This is a genomic window from Dyadobacter beijingensis DSM 21582, from assembly GCF_000382205.1.
In the GTDB taxonomy this organism is placed as follows: domain Bacteria; phylum Bacteroidota; class Bacteroidia; order Cytophagales; family Spirosomataceae; genus Dyadobacter; species Dyadobacter beijingensis.
Genome location: NZ_KB907786.1, coordinates 429,163 through 448,036, shown reverse-complemented (window position 1 = coordinate 448,036; position 18,874 = coordinate 429,163). Strand labels below are relative to the sequence as shown.

Annotated in this window: 21 protein-coding genes; 10 read left to right on the top strand and 11 right to left on the bottom strand. The window is 51.3% G+C overall.

What is annotated here, in order from left to right; all coding sequences use genetic code 11:
• The first annotated feature begins 105 nt into the window (after positions 1-105).
• The gene (can, locus tag H144_RS0101865; RefSeq protein WP_019940327.1) at positions 106-753 is read left to right on the top strand and encodes a carbonate dehydratase; all 648 of its coding nucleotides are present in this window, start codon (positions 106-108) and stop codon (positions 751-753) included.
• 55 nt (positions 754-808) lie between these two features.
• Positions 809-2,386 (top strand): SulP family inorganic anion transporter, encoded by a 1,578-nt coding sequence (locus H144_RS0101860; RefSeq protein ID WP_019940326.1) that lies wholly within the window; start codon positions 809-811, stop codon positions 2,384-2,386.
• An 87-nt stretch (positions 2,387-2,473) separates the two neighbouring features.
• Here H144_RS0101860 and H144_RS0101855 read toward each other — a convergent pair whose 3' ends face one another.
• From H144_RS0101855 to H144_RS0101820, 8 genes are all read right to left on the bottom strand, one after another.
• Positions 2,474-2,887: a Spy/CpxP family protein refolding chaperone gene (locus H144_RS0101855; protein ID WP_019940325.1), complete on the bottom strand. Its 414-nt coding sequence runs from the start codon at positions 2,885-2,887 to the stop codon at positions 2,474-2,476.
• A gap of 66 nt (positions 2,888-2,953) precedes the next feature.
• Positions 2,954-3,394, bottom strand: a complete 441-nt coding sequence (locus tag H144_RS0101850; RefSeq protein ID WP_019940324.1) for a hypothetical protein — start codon at positions 3,392-3,394, stop codon at positions 2,954-2,956.
• A 54-nt stretch (positions 3,395-3,448) separates the two neighbouring features.
• Entirely contained in the window at positions 3,449-3,991 is a 543-nt protein-coding gene (locus tag H144_RS0101845) for an RNA polymerase sigma factor (RefSeq protein WP_019940323.1), read from the bottom strand.
• A 202-nt stretch (positions 3,992-4,193) separates the two neighbouring features.
• Positions 4,194-5,147 carry a transketolase family protein gene (locus H144_RS0101840; protein WP_019940322.1) on the bottom strand — a complete coding sequence of 318 codons (954 nt, stop codon included), beginning with the start codon at positions 5,145-5,147 and terminating at the stop codon, positions 4,194-4,196.
• Positions 5,148-5,160: 13 nt separating this feature from the next.
• Complete coding sequence (locus H144_RS0101835) at positions 5,161-6,018, bottom strand: transketolase (protein ID WP_026350334.1); 858 nt, start codon at positions 6,016-6,018, stop codon at positions 5,161-5,163.
• Positions 6,019-6,124: 106 nt separating this feature from the next.
• Entirely contained in the window at positions 6,125-6,583 is a 459-nt protein-coding gene (bcp, locus tag H144_RS0101830; protein WP_019940320.1) for a thioredoxin-dependent thiol peroxidase, read from the bottom strand.
• 3 nt (positions 6,584-6,586) lie between these two features.
• Complete coding sequence (locus tag H144_RS0101825; protein ID WP_019940319.1) at positions 6,587-8,545, bottom strand: M23 family metallopeptidase; 1,959 nt, start codon at positions 8,543-8,545, stop codon at positions 6,587-6,589.
• A 53-nt stretch (positions 8,546-8,598) separates the two neighbouring features.
• Positions 8,599-9,210 carry a fumarylacetoacetate hydrolase family protein gene (locus H144_RS0101820; protein WP_019940318.1) on the bottom strand — a complete coding sequence of 204 codons (612 nt, stop codon included), beginning with the start codon at positions 9,208-9,210 and terminating at the stop codon, positions 8,599-8,601.
• A 157-nt stretch (positions 9,211-9,367) separates the two neighbouring features.
• Between H144_RS0101820 and H144_RS34535 the strand changes: the two genes are divergently transcribed.
• The 3 genes from H144_RS34535 to H144_RS0101805 all read left to right on the top strand — a co-directional run bounded on the left by H144_RS34535 (position 9,368) and on the right by H144_RS0101805 (position 12,990).
• The gene (locus H144_RS34535; RefSeq protein ID WP_019940317.1) at positions 9,368-10,024 is read left to right on the top strand and encodes a C40 family peptidase; all 657 of its coding nucleotides are present in this window, start codon (positions 9,368-9,370) and stop codon (positions 10,022-10,024) included.
• A 105-nt stretch (positions 10,025-10,129) separates the two neighbouring features.
• Positions 10,130-11,344, top strand: coding sequence for a hypothetical protein (locus H144_RS0101810; RefSeq protein ID WP_019940316.1), 1,215 nt, complete (start codon positions 10,130-10,132; stop codon positions 11,342-11,344).
• Positions 11,341-12,990: a DUF8832 domain-containing protein gene (locus tag H144_RS0101805; protein WP_019940315.1), complete on the top strand. Its 1,650-nt coding sequence runs from the start codon at positions 11,341-11,343 to the stop codon at positions 12,988-12,990. Before H144_RS0101810 ends, H144_RS0101805 begins: the two co-directional genes overlap by 4 nt.
• Before the next feature lie 4 nt (positions 12,991-12,994).
• On the opposite strand, the gene H144_RS0101800 is transcribed toward H144_RS0101805, so the two are convergent.
• A complete protein-coding gene (locus H144_RS0101800; protein WP_026350332.1) occupies positions 12,995-13,651 on the bottom strand; it encodes an HAD family hydrolase in 657 nt (218 codons plus the stop codon).
• A gap of 247 nt (positions 13,652-13,898) precedes the next feature.
• On the opposite strand from H144_RS0101800, the gene H144_RS0101795 reads away from it, so the two are divergent.
• Together H144_RS0101795 and H144_RS0101790 are read left to right on the top strand one after the other, a co-directional pair.
• Entirely contained in the window at positions 13,899-14,348 is a 450-nt protein-coding gene (locus H144_RS0101795) for a hypothetical protein (protein WP_019940313.1), read from the top strand.
• An 11-nt stretch (positions 14,349-14,359) separates the two neighbouring features.
• Complete coding sequence (locus tag H144_RS0101790) at positions 14,360-14,821, top strand: hypothetical protein (protein ID WP_019940312.1); 462 nt, start codon at positions 14,360-14,362, stop codon at positions 14,819-14,821.
• A gap of 75 nt (positions 14,822-14,896) precedes the next feature.
• Here the strand turns inward: H144_RS0101790 and H144_RS0101785 are convergent, their stop codons facing one another.
• Positions 14,897-15,367 (bottom strand): Dps family protein, encoded by a 471-nt coding sequence (locus tag H144_RS0101785; RefSeq protein WP_019940311.1) that lies wholly within the window; start codon positions 15,365-15,367, stop codon positions 14,897-14,899.
• Positions 15,368-15,609: 242 nt separating this feature from the next.
• Between H144_RS0101785 and H144_RS0101780 the strand changes: the two genes are divergently transcribed.
• From H144_RS0101780 to H144_RS0101770, 3 genes are read left to right on the top strand one after another with little or no spacing between them, the layout of a single operon-like run.
• Positions 15,610-16,014, top strand: a complete 405-nt coding sequence (locus tag H144_RS0101780) for a hypothetical protein (protein ID WP_157504399.1) — start codon at positions 15,610-15,612, stop codon at positions 16,012-16,014.
• Between the two features lie 23 nt (positions 16,015-16,037).
• Positions 16,038-16,541: a 2-C-methyl-D-erythritol 2,4-cyclodiphosphate synthase gene (ispF, locus tag H144_RS0101775; RefSeq protein ID WP_019940309.1), complete on the top strand. Its 504-nt coding sequence runs from the start codon at positions 16,038-16,040 to the stop codon at positions 16,539-16,541.
• 30 nt (positions 16,542-16,571) lie between these two features.
• Positions 16,572-17,711, top strand: coding sequence for an amidohydrolase family protein (locus tag H144_RS0101770; RefSeq protein WP_019940308.1), 1,140 nt, complete (start codon positions 16,572-16,574; stop codon positions 17,709-17,711).
• A 17-nt stretch (positions 17,712-17,728) separates the two neighbouring features.
• On the opposite strand, the gene H144_RS0101765 is transcribed toward H144_RS0101770, so the two are convergent.
• Positions 17,729-18,847: an ABC transporter substrate-binding protein gene (locus H144_RS0101765; protein ID WP_019940307.1), complete on the bottom strand. Its 1,119-nt coding sequence runs from the start codon at positions 18,845-18,847 to the stop codon at positions 17,729-17,731.
• Positions 18,848-18,874: the final 27 nt, after the last annotated feature.

Below are 18,874 nucleotides of genomic sequence, written 5' to 3'. Positions count from 1 at the left end.
CTTCCTTAAAGCATTCATCCGAGTCGTAGCAACGCCGATGTGGCCTTTCCGCGTCTAACCCGGTATGTTCCTCTATTTTTCATCCTAATATTTATTTAAGAAATCATGATAAGGGCTTATAATCAATTATTTGAAAACAATAAGAAGTGGGCGGAAGAGACGACCAAAGAAAACCCCGAATTTTTCTCAACCCTCGCCAAAGGTCAGGCTCCCAAGTTCCTCTGGATCGGCTGTTCCGATAGCCGCGTTCCGGCAAACCAGCTCACAGGCACCCAGCCCGGCGACATTTTCGTTCACAGGAACATTGCCAACATGGTGATTCACACCGATATCAGCATGCTGAGCGTACTGGATTACTCTGTGAATGTGCTCGGTGTAGAGCATATCCTCGTATGCGGGCATTATGGATGCGGTGGCGTGATCACCGCTATGGGCAACAAACAGGTGGGCCTGATCGACAACTGGTTGCGTCATATCAAGGACGTTTATCGCCTGCACGCACAGGAACTGAATGCGATCGAAGACCTTAAACTGCGCGCCGACCGCTTCGTCGAAATCAATGTGCAGGAACAGGTACGCGACCTCGCCAAAACCACCATCGTACAAACTGCCTGGGCTAACGGCAAACCGTTGCAGGTGCATGGCGTCGTGTACGACATCGGCAATGGCATTCTGAAAGACATGGACGTAACCATCGACGCGAGCAACTACGCCGACGACGTGTACCGTCTCGACATACCGCACCTGGTATAATCAGCGGTTCTGCATTCTGAGTAGTCCAATTTTTGATCCTTACTGAATCAATCGTATGTCATTGAATAATAAGAATTTGTTCGCCAACATTAAATACGATTTTCCTTCCGGGCTTGTCGTATACCTGGTAGCGCTGCCGTTATGCCTCGGCATCGCGCTGGCCTCGACCGGGCGCTCCGACCTGCTGTTTTCTGGGGTAATCGCCGGTGTCGTAGGTGGAATCGTAGTAGGCTCGCTGAGCGGCTCCTCCCTGGGTGTGGCAGGTCCGGCAGCGGGTCTGGTTGTGATTGTACTCAATGCGCTCGATACCCTGGGCACCTTTGAGGCGTTTTTGCTTGCCGTGGTGCTAGCGGGGCTGTTACAGGTGATCGCCGGTTTCCTGAAAGCAGGTATTATCGGTTATTATTTCCCTTCGTCGGTGATCAAGGGAATGCTGGCCGCCATTGGTATTACACTCATTTTAAAAGAAATCCCCCACGCATTCGGGTATGACGCCGATTTTATGGGCGACGAGGCGTTCGAGCAGAAAGACGGCCGCAATACATTTACGGAAGTATATTATTCGCTTCGCTACAACAGCACGGGCGCGATCATCATTTCCGCCATTTCACTTGCATTGCTGATCCTGTTCGACAAGCCGTTCATGAAACGCATCCAGCTGTTCCGGTACGTGCCGGGCGCATTGTTCGTAGTGGTCACCGGCGTAGTGCTGAACCTCGTTTTCGGGACTGCCGCGCCGCAATGGGCATTGTCGGGCGATCATATGGTGCAGCTGCCCGTGGCTTCTAGTGCGTCCGAATTTTTCAGTTTTTTCAAAACACCGGATTTCTCTGCATTCAGCAAGCCGGAAGTTTACACGGTGGCCATCACACTGGCAATCGTGGCGAGCCTTGAAACGCTGCTTTCCGTCGAAGCTACCGACCGCCTCGACCCATTCAAACGCAGCACGCCTACCAACCGCGAGCTCGTCGCGCAAGGTGTCGGCAATATCGTATCCGGGCTGATCGGCGGTTTGCCGGTAACCCAGGTAATCGTCCGCAGCTCGGCCAATGTCGATTCCGGCGGCCGTACAAAGATGAGCACGATCATCCACGGCACCATTCTGCTGATTTCGGTCGTATTTATCGCCAAATATCTCAACTATATCCCGCTCGCATCGCTGGCGGCTATCCTGCTGATGGTAGGTTATAAATTGTCCAAATTCGAGCTCTACAAAGGAATGTACAAGCTGGGACTCGAACAGTTCATTCCCTTCGTAGTCACCATTATCGCGATCCTGAGCACCGATTTGCTCAAAGGCATCGGTATTGGAATGGTCGTGGCGATTTATTTTATCCTCAAAAAGAACCACAAGCATTCTTATCATTATATCAAGGAACAGCACCGCGATGGCGACGTGATCACACTGCTGCTGTCCGAAGAGGTGACTTTCCTGAACAAGGGCAGCATCAGCGCCACGCTCGATAACCTGCCCGACGGCGCCACGGTAGTCATCGACGGCAGCAAGTCGATGAATATCGATTACGACGTGCTCGAAATCATTCAGGATTTCCGGAAGCACCAGGCCCCATTGCGTAATATCAGTGTGGAAACACGCGGTATCGGCAAAGTAGAGGCCGTGGGCGCACATTAATGCAGCTTCATCAAAAAACAAAGGCCCGCCTCCATGACGGAAGCGGGCCCTTTTTTGGTTGTAATAAGTCGATAAGCAGGTTAAAACTTAATTCTTTTGCTTCAACCGCTGGATAAGCATATCGTTAAATGTACGCTCAGCCTTATACAATTCGATCACCTGGCTGGCGGTAATGACCTTTAAAAATTTATTCTGGTAATCTTTTTCCAGGTCCAGCTCTTTCTGGCGCAAGTCCTGCACTTCTTTCAAGTTGTTCAGCACTGCCTCGTCGTTCTGGCCTTCGGCTTTTTTGTCGTTAATAATTTTGCGTTGGGCGCGGTGGATTTCGCGTCGTTTCTGCGCATATTCATTGTAAATGGGCCAAAAACCGGTCGATTGCTCCGGCGTCAGGTTGAGGCGGTTGGTAATGATCGCCACCTTGGCATCCTGAATGCGTTTTATTTCTTCCTCGGAACGACGCTGAGCCTGGGCTGCCGACGCAGCACCGATGAATAGGAGCAAAAGAGCAAATGTGTTCCGATACCGTCTGAATTCAAATTGTAAGTTCATTTCGATTGTTCGTTAGGGTCAAATCTTGTCCGGGGCAACCATACTTTCCTCCAACTGCTGGCGAAGAATATCGTCGTCCAGGCCATCCAGGTAATTCAGCACCGTTGAGTCGGCGTCGAATGCCTTCTGGACCACCTTGTGTTCGCTTAGGTCGTAATAACTGATGTCCTGTTCTTCCAGGTAGCTGATGATAGAGGCGTTGCTGATGCCGCTCAATGGCTCCTGGCCCAGCGATCCCTGGCGCTCCGGCACGGTCACCCACACGAGCACGAGGATCAGCGCCGATGCCGCCACAAGGCCGACAGACCGCTGCCACGACCAGCTAACGAGGGGTTTGCGCTCAGGCTCCGCGGGAATCCGTGACTGGATCATTTGCGGCAAATTGTCAAAATAACCTTCCGGCACCTTAAAGGGCGTTTCCCTTTTCAGATCATCGAGCCGTATACGTTTTTTGTCCATGATTATTTATATTTCCTGTCTTGTGACGGTTTGACCAAAGTAAATGCAAATAGTTTAATCCGTGTCGTTCAAAAAATCCTCAATTTTTTTGGAAGCCCAATGATATGAGGCTTTTAGCGCCCCTACCGACGTTCCGGTGATCTCGGAGATCTCTTCGTAGGGTAATTCTTCAAAATATTTCAGGTTAAATACCAATCTTTGTTTTTCTGGTAATTTTAATATTGCCTTCTGCAATTTCAGCTGAATGGCGTCACCGCTCATTTCGGGATCGGCTTCCAGTTTTTCGCTCAGCTCATTTTCGACATCGTAAATCGGGATGAAGTATTTCCGGCGCTTTTTGTTGAGAAAATTAATGGCTTCGTTGCTCGCAATGCGGTAAAGCCAGGTATACAATTTAGCGTCGCCACGGAAATTTTCCAGCGCGGTCCAGGCCTTGATAAATACATCCTGGGTAATGTCGTTGGCGTCGTCGTGGTCCACAACCATCTTCCGCACCAGCCAATATACTTTTTGCTGGTACTTCCGCACCAGCTGATTGAAAGCGTTTCTCCGCGTTTCGGGATTTTCAAAAAGGGATAATAATTCTTCGTCGGACATTTAATCAGTATTAACCTGATCTGTATTACAGGGAATCTGCGTGACCAATAATAGTACCTGAGCCCGAAGTCAACGCCGGTCAATAATACTTCATTTTTTTGTGCAGGGCAAATAAAAAGAGCTCTGAGATAGCAAAAACAGCATTTTGCATTCCCAGAGCTCAATTCTTTTTATTCCCATGTCCGTCGACTTAGGCCGGCGGTTATTTTCTCGCGATGGCGCGTTTCGCGGCTTCTACGATGTGCTTCGCATCCAATCCGTATTTTTGGAGCAATTGCGCCGGCGTGCCGCTTTCCCCGAAGCTGTCGTTTACAGCCACGTATTCCTGCGGAACGAGTTTATTTTTAACCAAAACCTGCGCCACGCTGTCGCCCAGGCCGCCGATGCGGTTGTGCTCTTCGGCAGTTACCACGCAGCCTGTTTTCCCGATCGATTTCAGGATCGCTTCTTCGTCGAGCGGCTTAATGGTGTGGATATTGATGATTTCTGCATTGATACCCTCCGCTTCCAGGATCTCGCCGGCCTGGATCGCTTCCCATACCATGTGGCCGGTGGCGATAATGCTTACGTCCGTTCCCTCGTTTACCATCCAAGCCTTGCCGATTTCGAATTTCTGGTCGGCATCGGTGAATACCGGGATTACCGGCCGACCGAAACGCAGGTATACCGGGCCTTCATGCTCGGCAATGGCGATGGTAGCCGCCTTGGTCTGGTTGTAATCGCAAGGGTTGATGACGGTCATGCCCGGAAGCATTTTCATCATACCGATGTCTTCGAGGATCTGGTGGGTAGCACCGTCTTCACCCAAAGTCAAGCCCGCGTGCGAAGCGCAGATTTTCACATTTTTACCTGAATAGGCTACGCTCTGACGGATCTGGTCGTACACGCGGCCCGTCGCGAAGTTTGCGAAAGTGGTAGCGAAAGGAATTTTACCGCCGATGGTCAGACCTGCGGAAACGCCGATCATATTGGCTTCGGAAATACCGCATTGAACAAAGCGCTCAGGGTTTTCCTTGATGAATGCTTCCAGTTTCAGAGAGCCCACGAGGTCGGCGCAAAGCGCTACTACATTGGGGTTCTGCTGGCCCAGCACCTGCATTCCGGCACCAAATCCGGAACGTGTATCTTTCTTCTCAGTGAAGGTGTATTTTTTCATTGTCGTTTCTCAATTAATAATCTCCCAAAGTTTCTTCCAATTGAGCAAGCGCAGCAGCCAACTGTTCGTCGTTAGGCGCTACACCGTGCCATTTGTGGCTTCCCATCATGAAATCCACCCCGTAGCCCATGCCGGTGTGGAGCAGTACCATGATCGGACGGCCATGTCCGAGGCGGCCTTTCGCTTCGTACAATCCTTTGACGATCGAGGCCATATCGTTACCTTCTTCAATGGAGATTACTTCCCAGCCAAATGCTTCGTATTTCGCGCCCAGGTCGCGGTTGTTCATTACCTTCAGCGTAGGGCCGTCGATTTGCTGCCCGTTCAGGTCGATGAACGCGATCAGGTTGTCGACCTGGTGGTGTGGTGCGAACATCGCCGCTTCCCAAACCTGGCCTTCCTGCTGCTCGCCGTCGCCCATGAGCACATATACCGTTGATTTATCGTTGTTCAGCTTCTTCGACAATGCCGCTCCGATCGCCACCGACATGCCCTGTCCGAGTGAACCGGAAGCGATCCGGATGCCTTCGAGGTGCTCGTGCGTGGTGGGGTGCCCCTGCAAGCGGGAATCCAGTTTACGGAAAGTACCCAGTTCGGCGGTCGGGAAGTAACCCTTGCGGGCCAGTACGCTGTACCATACAGGAGAAATGTGGCCGTTCGAAAGGAAGAAAAGGTCTTCGTCCTTACCGTCCATATCGAATACAACCTTGCCATCCTGCTCTTTGAGCTTCATACGCTCGAAATACAGTGCTACCAACAAATCGGTACAACCCAGGGAACCTCCCGGGTGACCCGACTGACAAGCATGTACCATGCGTACGATGTCCCTGCGAACCTGGGAAGCAACTTTTTCTAATTGTTCAATTTCCATTTTTGTTTATTTTCTATTGGACTGTCCTTGATACCGTTACCCGAACGCTGGGACGATTTAGGCGGCGTAAATGTCCTGCTATTCGGAATGTTAAAATGACTGATTATTATTCAGTTTTTCCAAGAATTTGATCAGTGTGTTTCGACGATTCCACTTTGGAAATGATCTCTTCAATGATCCCCTTTTTGTTGATGACGAAAGTTGTGCGGAGTACACCCATATAAGTGCGGCCGAACGTCGTTTTTTCTCCCCAAACTCCATACGCTTCGATCATTTTATGCTCGGTATCAGCCAGTAAGGGGAAAGGAAGGCTGTATTTTTTGATAAACCGCTGATGCGACTTTTCACTATCCGGGCTCACGCCCAATACTTTATATCCTTTTTTCAGGAGCAGTTCATGGTTGTCACGAAGGTTGCAGGCCTGATTCGTACAGGTAGGTGTGCTATCTTTCGGATAAAAGTACAAAACGACTTTTTCTCCTTTGAAATCCGACAGTTTTACTTCTTTTCCATCCTGGTCTTTTGCTGAAAATGCGGGTGCGGGGTCACCGACTTGTAGTCCCATAATCTATCTTCTACGTTTTTTGGTTTTCTTAGGTTTAACAACCAGGTCCACCAATTCTGTTCGCAAGATAGTACTATTTCCTGCCCTATCCGTCACTTCCAGCACGAGTTCTCCTTCAAATGGCTGGCTATCATCGAGTTTTTCCGACCAGATATAGCCTTTTTTGAAATCATAATTCAGCAATACCCATTCGCCGTTCACCAATGCCTTGAAATCGGCCACGCCCGACAGGCCGTCGCCCACGAACCCGCGGATGCGATGCTGGCTATGCTCGACCAGCCGCACGCGCGGCGGTGTCGTGTCCGGCTGGATCACGAATGTACCCAGCTCACGGGTGTCGAAGCGGATCATATCCCCATCCCATTTCCCGCCCAGGAAGCGATAATCGCCGTTGAGGTAACGGTAAACGAAAGTACGCGACTTGTCCTCCGGCGACTTCTCCGGCGTGAATGTCGCGTGAATATAATCGTTCAATGCCGTACCGCGGTTATTGATCGTTAATGCGTTGAAATTCCGCTGGCCCATCAGGAACAATGTGTCAAACAAGCTGGTATTGCCAAAATCCACCGACCATTTCGCCTCCTTGAATGACGACGCAATGCCCGGCAGCACCTGGCTCCGCAGGAAAGTTTTGACGATCGTCGTGCCAACTTTCACCGAATCGGGCATTTTTTCGCGTAAATCCGTCAGGAAAACAGCGGACTCGCCGGCGTACAGATCGGGCTTTTTCTGTTCTTCTTTTCCTTTTGTATAAAAAGTCGCAAATGGCTCCTGGCTGCGGTAATACTTCGCCCGGACGATGAGCGTGTTCTCCTGAACTTCCGTTTGCAGGTATTCGGGGTTCACTTCGGTATTGTACACGGGCAGTTCAGGGTTCTGCTGCTCACCTTTGATGGTGAATATCAGCTCCGAAAAATTCTCGAAAGAGTCCGAAATGCGCACTTTCACCTCGTGGCTCAGCGTATCGGTAATATTCAGCTTGCCGTTGATCGCATTCGTCTTATATAAATTGAATTTATTCCCGTCGGGCACGTAGCATTTCAGGAAACGCTGGCCGGTCGCCTGCTCGGTTTCGTAGTCGATGAGATTGTTGTAATCGCGGGTAGAAGCATTGGGAAACACTTCGATGTTGTAGGAAAATACCTCCTGTCCGTCCATCCGGATTTCAATGCATTGCAAACCATACCGGAAACCGGTGCCGGTCATCTGGTCGTGCGCCACCATATCCAGCCCGATAATGCCCGTGGCCGTAACGGGCGCATTCAGCCGCCAGGTGCCGTCTTTCAGTTTCACAGGCGCATAAACTTTCCGCTCGAACTGCCCGTTCACCCGGCCATTTATATCCAGCGGCCTGATCGCCAGGTTGACGAATTTCGGCGGCGTCACATCCTGGATTTCATTAAACCCGAAATACAGCGGGTTCAGGTAATTATCCTTGGAATCACGCACCTCGAAGTGCAAATGCGGCCCCGCGGAGCCACCCGTATTGCCCGATAATGCGATCACCTCGCCTTTTTTGAAGGTAAACTGCCCGGCTTCCGGGAACAGGTCGATTTCGAATGTCTGTTTTTTATATTGCTCCTGCCGCACCCATGTCGCGAGCGGATCGCTGAATTTCAGCAAATGGCCGTAAACGGTCGTCTGCCCGTTGGGATGCCGCAAATAGATCACATTGCCGTAACCGGTGCGCTGCACGGCCACTTTATACACATAACCTTCCGCGGCCGCGTACACGGGCAGGCCCTCGCGCTGCTGCGTGCGGATATCCAGCCCGGCGTGGAAATGGTTGCTTCGCAGATCGCCCAACCCGCCGGCCAGCGAATTGGGTAGTCCGGGGCGGATGGGAAACTGGTAATAGCCTTTGGGATATGATTGTTTTTGGGCCAATGAAACCTGTGCAACACCTGCCAACCCCAATACAAACAGCCCTGAACGGACAAATGCCCGGAAATAATGACGCATGAAAAAGTGCATGAATAGCCGGTATACCGACCGGGTGATTTGAAGAGTACGGTTTACTTAACGAACAGTTCGAGCATCTTCTTGCCTTCGATCGAGGCCGTCAGCTTGTCACCGATCTGCACCGGACCTACGCCTTTCGGGGTGCCTGTAAAGATCAGATCGCCCGTTTTGAGCATGAAGAATTTGGATACGAACGAGATCAGGTAATTAATGCGGTAGATCATCATCGACGAGTTGCCGTTCTGCCGCGTTTCGCCGTTTAGGTCGAGACTGAAATTAATGTCCTGGATATCGGCAAAGTCCGCAACCGGCACAAAGTCCGAAACGGGCGCCGACCCGTTAAATGCCTTCGCCAGCTCCCAGGGCAGGCCTTTCGCTTTCAGTTCCGATTGCAGGTCGCGGGCCGTAAAATCGATCCCTATGCCGATTTCGCTGTAATATTTGGGTGCAAATTTCTCTTCGATATTCTTTCCTGCCCGGTTGATTTTCACGACCAGTTCCACTTCGTAATGAACGTCTTTTGAAAATTCGGGATAGTAAAAATCCTCTCCCGGGCGGAGCTGTGAGGTTTCAGGTTTCAGGAATATAACCGGGGAATCGGGCGTCTGGTTGTTCAGTTCGGCGATATGCTCTGCGTAATTCCGGCCTACACAAATAATTTTCATCAGGGGTCAAATGCTAATTTAAAAGGAATGAACGTCAGGGACAAAGCTACTTACAAAGGAGGGAGCCTACAATATCTGTCACAATTTTTCGGGACTAATGCAGTTAAAATAATAATGCTATTTTTGAAAAAAGTAATCAGGCCAATTCCGCTTACGCATGAAGAAGTACCTTTCCCCATCCCTTTCCTGCACGATTTTCACACTCCTGATCACGACATGGCTGTTTTCCTGCGACACGCTCCGCAAAACGCCTGAGCGCAGTTCGTCGTACCGAAGCTCACGCGCACCTGCATCGAGAAATACAGCATCGCGGGGAAGGACATCGCCGGCCCGAAAACCGGTAGCCAAAGCCCCCACCCGAAAACCTACTCCTGCCAGAACTACCACCCCCACCTACTCCCGCCCCGGCGATGCCAATACGGGCAATGTGCCGGAAGTGGTACAGATCGCCCGGACATACACCGGTACCCCCTACCGCTCCGGCGGCAACGATAAGCAAGGGATCGACTGCTCCGGCCTTATTTGTCAGGTATATTCCGAAATGGGCGTGAAAGTGCCCCGCATTTCGTGGCAGCAATCCGAATTCGGGCAGGAGGTCGGCAGCGTGGCCGAAATCAAACCCGGCGACTGGCTGTTTTTTGTGCCCGAGGCAGGCAAGGAAGGCTACGTATCACACGCCGGCATCGTCACCGATGTTCGCAGCCGCGAGGAAATCATATTCATCCACGCTTCCACTTCGAAGGGCGTCCGGGAAGACAATCTTTTTTCCACCTATTTCAAAGGCCGTTTCGTGAAAGCCATGCGGCCATTCTGACCGTTTACGAACTCCGCCCGATTTAAATACAGAAAGCCATAGGGGTAGCGCGGAATGTGATTGTCCTTTTCGAAATTTGCAGTCATCACTCAATTCCTCCGCAATATGCCCAACACCACTGCCCCACCGCCGTTTACCGGCGACCGGACATTGACCTTACAGGCCAGTCCGGGTATCCCGGCTTACATTTACGCCACCGTATTTGCCTCGTTCTGTGTGATTACCGGGCTCATCTGGGATATATGCTGGCATTTGAGCATCGGCCGCGACGGCCTGCTTTCACCGCCGCATTTGGTCATTTACCTCGGCGCTGTGGTGGCCGGGCTGTTTTCCGGTTTTGAGATTTTACGAAAAACATTCAAAGGCACGGCCGTCGAAAAAGCGGGCAGCGTCAAAATCTGGGGCTTTTTTTACAGCTCGCTGGGTTCGCTGTTCTGTGTTTGGGGCGCATTGATGATGCTCACCTCCGCACCGTTCGACGACTGGTGGCACAACACCTACGGCCTCGACGTGACGATCCTCTCACCGCCGCATACCGTGCTCATTCTCGGCATTATCGGCATCCAGTTCGGGGCGATGATCAGCGTGATCGCCGTAAAAAACCAGATGAAGCTCTTCGCCGGGCTGGACGAAAGCAGGCATTTGGACAAAATCCTTTTCTGGCTATTTGCATTGTCGGCAGGCTTCCTGCTGACGATCTGGTTTACATTAATTTCCGAAGAATTGGGGCGGATGCGCATGCACCGTTCGAGCTTCTACATTTTCGCGGGCGCGGCGTTTCCGCTGCTGCTGATGGCTGTCGGCAAAGCCGTTTCGCACAAATGGGCCATTACCGCCGTGTCTGGCGTGTACACGGCATTGATGCTGGGCACACTCTGGATCATTCCGCTATTCCCCGCGGAACCCAAGCTAGGCCCGATTTTGAACCACATTTCCCATTACCAGGGCTTTCATTTCCCGCTGCTGCTGATCGTGCCGTCCATCGTGGTCGATATCCTCCGCCACCGCTACGCGCATTGGAACGACTGGAAACTTACCGCGCTGCTCGGCACCGCATTTCTCGTGTCTTTTTTTGTAGTTCAATGGTTCTTTGGCGGGTTCCTGATGGAATCGCCCCATGCCCGCAACTGGTTTTTCGGCAGCCACTACTGGTATTTTGGCAATGACCCCAACTGGCAATACCGCTACAAATTCGGGCCGTGGATGGTCGAGGAAATCCCTGCGCTGCTCAAAGGCCTCGGTATTGCATTGGTATCAACATTAATATCCACCCGCATCGGACTGGCGTGGGGCAACTGGATGCACAAGATTCAACGATGAAAAAATATCTGATCCTCCTGATTTTATTGCTGCAAGGCATTGCCTCGTACGCACACGTAGGCAGCGCAGGCGTGCAAATGCAGGCGCAAGCCGGCGCATATAAGGTGCTCGTGAGCGTCACCCCGCCCGACGTGATCCCCGGGACCGCCCAGGTGACCGTCTATATCGAATACGGGGAAGCCCGCAAAGTGTCGGTACGGCCCATTTATTTCTATTCGGGAGACAAAGGCGCGCCATCCCCCGACCCGCTGATGCCCGTCCCGGGCCAGAAAGGCCAGTTTCAGGGTACGGTGTGGCTCATGGAATGGGGCTCGTCCAGCGCGCAGATCAGCATTGAAGGTATTCAGGGCGATGCCCAGCTCGTCATCCCGATCGTAGCCGTCTCCACGGCCGAGCGCGATATGCCCAAGGGCCTCGGCATCGGGCTGAGCATTTTCGGATTGCTCCTGTTTTTACTCATGATCACCACCATCGGCGCCAGCGTGAGCGACGGCTTGCTGAAACCCGGCCAGACATTAACCGTAGCACAAAAGCGGAAGCGGTGGATCAATATGGGCATTGCCACGGCCGTTTGCTCACTCATATTGTACGGCGGCAGCAGCTGGTGGGATAGCTGGGCAGCGGAATACAAGCAGTGGCTTTACAAACCGCTTAATGCCAAAACGGCTGTCATCGAAGCAGATTCTCAAAGGATATTCCAATTAAAAATCGATACGACAAAATGGGACCGGAGGTCGAAAGGCAGCATGCTGAGTACGCTCATCCCCGATCACGGAAAGCTGATGCATACATTCCTCGTCCGCATGCCGGGCCTGGATGCATTCGCCCACTTCCACCCCGACCGTAAGGATAGCCTCACCTTCCAGGCCGCATTGCCCGAATTGCCGGCGGGAAAATACCTCGTCTACTCCGACATTGTTCAGTATTCCGGCTTCGCGGAAACAATGGTGGATACCCTGGAAATCAGTGCGCCGAAAGCGAAAACCAGTGCCGCATCATCCGGCGAAGACACCTACATTATCACCGATCCGCTCGACACGCCCGGCCGCGTGCCGATGGGCGAGAATGTAGTCATTTGCGGCAAGCCGGGAACGAAAACGGTTTTCAAGGACGGCTCTTACGCCATCTGGGAAGGCAAGCCCGACAAGCCGCTCGAAGCCGGCAAACCGTATCAGCTTAATTTTGAAATATTCAACCCGGATAACAGCCCCTGCTTCCCCGAACCATACCTGGGTATGCTCGGCCACGCGGTGGTTATGCGCTCCGACGGCTCCGTGTACATTCACCTGCACCCGAGCGGCTCCTATTCGATGGCGGCGGAACAATCGTTCGAAAGCCGCATTTCCGACACTTCGCGCGTAGCCAAATGGCCGAAACCCGCCACTTTCCGCGACAGCATCGACCGCCACCTGGCCCACCTCAAAGCCATGCCGACGGTAGACCGGGAGATATTTCTCATGAAGGAAATGGGTATGTATAATCCGGCGGAGGGCGGCATGACGGGCATGGAACATGGCACACGCATCACGTTCCCCTATTCCTTCCCGCAAGGCGGCCAGTACCGGATATTCCTCCAAATCAAGCGGAACGACAAAGTACTGACGGGCGCATTCGACATTAAGGTCACCGATCCCGTCACATTATAGCGTTTCAAAACAGTGCAGCGATCTTTTCGTAGGAAAGGTCGCTGTAATCGTTTACATACAGGTTGCACGGCGGCAGCTCTTCCCGCGTGTGCGAGCTCAGCACGCCTACCACCCGCATCCCTGCATTCAGCGCCGCCGAAACGCCAGAAAATGAATCTTCGAACACAACGCATTGTGCCGGTTCCATACCCAGGTTCCGGGCGGAGGTGAGGTATACTTCCGGGTCCGGCTTATGTTTTTTCACATCTTCGCTCGCCAGGATCGAGCCCAGCATTTCACGGACAGGGACTTTGCTCATAATGAGGTCGAGGTTGGCACGCGGGGCCGAGGTTGCTACACCAAGGGCCGCTCCATTGGCTTTCAGGTCCTGCATGAATGCCACGATTCCCGTAATCGGCTCCACGTACGGCTCATACAATTCACGGAAAAGGCTTTCCTTTTCGTCCTCCATTTGCAGCAACTCATCGCCTTCGATCACCCGCTGTAAAAAGTGGCTCAGAATGTAGCTGTTGCTTTTGCCATACATATGTTGGGCAAAGTCTTCTTCGGTAGGTGAAAGGTTTCTTTTGGAGAAAAACGCGCGAAATGCGCGGGAATGGTAAGGATTGGTATGGCAAATCACGCCATCCATGTCAAAAATGACTGCTATCTTGTCTCTCATAGCGCAAAGTTAACCAGCGAAAACCATCCTGAAAGTGAAAAATGCAGGGATTTACAAAGCAGGAAACCAAGAAATAGTTCTAAGATCGACTACAAAGTTTTTAACCTCACCTAACCTTTTATTAATCTTATTACATTAAATTTACCCGTAATGCCTCACACTATTGACTGAAACTTCCTTAAATTCAACGTTATAATGCACGACCGATAACTTACCCGACCAACATCCGATTAATTAATTGCAGTGTATGAATGAATTAGAACGAGCCGGCAATGGCGTTAACGGCCAGGCATTATCCAAACCCAAGACACTCACCTCGCTCGAAGTGTATGATCTGTACGGTTCGATGGCCTATGGCATCATCCTTCAAATCCTGCCTCAGGTGCATTTGGCGCAGGAAGTTCTGGTAAGCGTATTCTCCTCCCCTCAATTGCAGTCCTGTAACAGCTATCCGTTTACATTTGCCGCCTGCGTGATCAAGCTCGCTCGCGCCAAGGCCGTGGAAGCAAAACGCAAGCTGACCGCCCTTGCGCCGATCGGAGAGCACACGAGCGGCGATGCATCGCCTCAAAGCATTTTCGACCTGGCGTTTCGCCAGGGTTTCACACCCGAGGAAGTGGCAGGAAAGCTGAATATATCCAAATCAGAAGTTCTGCGGTCTTTCCATGAGTTTTTCAAGTCTTACCGAAACGTCTAACCTTCAAACCATTGAGCAAGCAGGAATTTATCGAAAGCGGTATTCTCGAATCGCATTTAATGGGTCTGACCAGCGAGGAAGAACAGGAGCAAGTGGCAGAAATGATGCTATCGGACCGAGAGCTGTCCGAATATGTGACTGAGCTGGAAGACGATATCAAGCGCTATTTTGCAGAAGGGGCCGTGGCGCCGCCGGAAGCCGTGCGCGAAATCATATTACTGAGAAGCATTCGCGAGAAAAAAGGCCGCAGCAGCTACGACTCGGGCCAGACTACGGATACTGCCCAGTACCTCAACGTAGAAGTGAACGACACCCACATGAAAGTGCACAAGCTCTGGCGGCCTGCATTCATCGCGGTGTTCGTTTTGTCCAAGATCTTCCTCATCGCCGGTCTGTATTTCTATTTCAAATCGGTGGCACAGCAGGAAGAGATCGAAAAGATCAAAACTGAAATGCAGCTGAACGGCAAGTAAAATATTGACCTGTACACACGAAAGCCGGCGGACCAAGCGATCCGACCGGCTTTTTCATTTCGGGGCAAATGCCGTTTATTTCAAAAATGCGCGCAGCATCCACGCCATTTTCTCATGCTCTCTCAACAGGCCGGTCACGTAGTCGCTCGACCCGAGGTCTTTGTAAGAATCGGCAAATTCGGTGATGAGGTTACGCAGGATACGAACGATCGTTTCGTGGTCGTTCAGCAGGTTTTGCAGCTGGGTTTTCTCGTCGGTGGTGTATTCCGGTTCGAGCAGGTCGGTGAGTTTCAGGATGTCCACCAGGCGTGCTTCCGAGTAGTGGCCGATGGCGCGGATACGTTCTGCGATCTCGTCCATGATCTCCTGCAACTGCTCGTACTGGCCTTCAAACAGTTTGTGAAGTTCGAAGAAATTCATTCCGCCGATGTTCCAGTGGTAGTTGCGGGTTTTGGTGTAAAGTACAAACTCGTTGGCCAGCAGCTTGTTCAACTGATATGCAACAGCCTGGGTATGCTCATCCGATATTCCGATGTTAGTTTTCATGCGTTGAAAATGGTTAATGTAGTTAATTGTGCTGATTCATATACGTAACCAAAGCTAAGCGCTAAAAAGTTGCCCTGCAATGCCGAAAACAGCGATTTTAATGACTTTTTTAACCCCTAAAAAATAGCGGCAAACAAGAGCGTTACCAAAAACCGATTCTTCCGTATAGGTAGTAAAGAATTGTTATATTTGTTAACGTATGATTTATGAAAGACAGCGAAAGAATCAGTAATCTGGAAGAAATGGCAGCAGACATCTATCTTATTCTTGACCGGGTTGACAATGATCTTAAAAAGATACGGTTGCTTGACATTAACATGGCAAACGACATCCGGTCCGTTTCCAGCATGGCAGCGCGCACGAAGCGTCAACAGCAGATCTACGAAATGAGGCATGCCAAGTTACACAGGACACTTCTCGACGTATTTGCCATAACCCGCAAAAACGCCGAGCACATAGAGAAGTACGCAAGAAACACGCTCGCCAAGGATGATCTTTCGCTATTGTACGAATATATGATGAGAAAGTTCGATCTGGCCAGGGAGCATACCAGCCGGCTGGAAGCCGCATTGGCGAAGCACAGAGGAAAAGCCAGCAAGCTGGACCGCAGTATCGACGCCATTAAAAGAAAGTTAGATAACCTGTAATAATCCCCCCGAGTACAATCATTATGTCCCCTTTCCGCGTAGGCCAAGGCTACGATGTTCATCAGTTGGTAGAAAACCGGCCGTTCTGGCTCGGTGGCATTTTAATCCCCCACACACATGGTGCCAAAGGGCATTCCGACGCCGACGTGGTTTGCCACGTCATGTGCGATGCATTGCTCGGCGCAGCCAATATGCGCAATATCGGCTACCATTTTTCCGACAAAGACCCGCAATGGAAGGGTGTCGATAGCAAAATCCTGTTAGCCAAAGTGCTGGAAATGGTCCGGGCAAAAGGGTATGAAGTCGGGAATGTGGATGTGACGATCGTCCTGCAAAACCCGAAACTGAACCCGCACATTCCGGCCATGAAAACCTGCCTGGCAGAAGTTACCAACATCTCAGAAGAAGATATTTCGATCAAAGCGACCACGTCCGAGCACCTCGGGTTTGTAGGACGGGAGGAAGGCATTGCAGCGCATTGTGTGGCTTTGATCTATAAACCCGGCGCATTTCCGGGTAATGCCTAGTCAACGATCCTGCTAAATGATAGATCCGCAATGAAGAAAGTATTACTATTCCTCTCCGTTTCCATAGGTATCAATTTCAGCGCCTGCGCGCAGCAACAGTCGGCACCGCTTACCGAACAGCCGCTCGGTTTCGAAGAATACGACCCTATTTCGACCCTGAAAGTGGAAGAACACCCGCTGAAAAAGGCGAAATTCCCCTTTATCGACGTCCATAACCACCAGTACCAGATGCCGACGCAGGACCTGAAAGCGCTCGTCCAACAAATGGACGCGCTGAATATGGGCATTATGGTCAACCTCAGCGGCCGCGGCTGGTCGCAGGAATGGGCGGAGGGCACGGCCACATTGAAAGGTTCGCTCGAAAATGTGGCGAAGAACGAGCCGAAGCGCATTGCCGTTTTCACCAACTTGCAATTCAAAGGTTTTGGTGAAAAGGACTGGTCGGCCAAAGCGGTAAAGCAGTTGGAAGAAGATGTGAAAATGGGAGCGAAAGGGCTGAAAATCTACAAAAGCCTCGGTTTTGCAGGCATTAAGGATGATAAAGGCAACCGCGTGCCGGTGAGCGATCCGCGCTTGCAACCCGTTTGGCAGAAATGCGGCGAGCTGGGCATTCCGGTGCTGATCCACACGGCCGATGTGCCGTCCTTCTGGGACCCGATGGACCGCTATAACGAACGCTGGCTGGAATTAAAAACCCACCCCGGACGCAAGCGCGGCATAAACGACCCGATCCCGTTCGACTCGCTGATTGCCGAGCAACACCATATTTTTAAGATGAACCCCAAAACGACGTTCATTAATGCGCACATGGGCTGGTACCCCAACAACCTCAAAAAGCTCGATAGCCTGATGATCGCTTTCCCGAATATGTATGTGGAAATCGGTGCGGTAATTGCAGAACTCGGCCGCCAGCCGCGTACGGCGAAGAAGTTTTTTGACAAATACCAGGACCGCGTGCTATTTGGAAAAGACAGCTGGGTGCCCGCCGAATACGCGACCTACTTCCGCGTCCTCGAAACGGAAGACGAATATTTCCCGTACCACAAAAAATACCACGCATTCTGGCGCATGTACGGCATGGGGCTATCCGACGAGGTGCTGAAAAAGCTGTATTACAAAAACGCCCTGAAAATCATCCCGGGACTCGACAAAAGCCTCTTCCCGAACTGATTTTCATCAATATCGCCTCATTTGAATGCCTTGGCCTCCCGTACTACCGACCGGTATTCGGCTTTGCCAAGGCATTTTTTATAATACTCTTTGGCTTTGGCCTTGTTGCCCGCGCGTGCGGAAATGCGCGCCAGGCCCGCATACGCGAATGCGTGATATTCCTTCGTGTACTGATCGTCGTGCGGCGTTTTGAGCGCGGCCAGGTATTCCTTCTGCGCTGCGGCGTCATTTTTCCGGTCTTTTTCTTCCAGAATTCCCTGGAAGGTACGCCATGCTACCGGGTAAAAGCCGGCATTTTGCCTGCGAAGCAACTGCACACCTTCGTGCGCCGCATCGTATTTGCCCGAGAGCAGCTGCGCTTCCACGTGTTTCATGAGGAAAATCGGGTTCCGGGGATAGGTTTCCACGAGTTTATCCATATACACAGCCGCCTTCTCAGGCTTACCTTCGTATTTGAGATAAATGTGTGAAATGTAAAAGCACGATTCCGCCTTCGTAATCGTACCCACTCTGGTAGCCGTATCTATTTGTTTCAAACCCAATGCCTTATCTCCATTTTTAAAGAAAACCAGCAGCGGTTTTACGATCGGGTGTTCTTCCGGGTACACTTCCACATAATAGTTATACATCCCAGAGGTAAAATAGAACTCCGGATTCTTGTTCATCAGTTTGAAGCCTTCCACGAATGCATTATAGGCCTTTTTCCCTTCTCCCGCCGCCGCCATCATTTCGCCCCGGTAATTGTACATCATGGCCATGTAGCCTCGCGCCACCATCGTGTAAAATACCGCTTCCGGGTCGAGGCTATTCTTTCCGTAACGCTTATTGATCGCTTCCAGGCATTGGTCGAGCTTCTGAATATACTCCTTCGATTTCGCCGGGTTATCCTTGATAGGCAGGTATTTCCAATACAAAATAAATGAATCGAGAATGTAGGAAACGGGATGATTGGGATACTTTTTCTCGACCTGGTCGATGATCTGAACGGCCTCGTCGAACTCGTAATTGTAGATCTTGTCGAGGCCGCTTTGAATGTTTTTTAGAGAGGCAGGGTCATTGAGCAGCTGTGCATGGGCCTGCGTGGAACAGAGTGCAAGCAGTACCCATATGCATAGGCGACGAAGTGTAATTTGCATGGCTTTGAACTGAAATTGGTTTGGTGG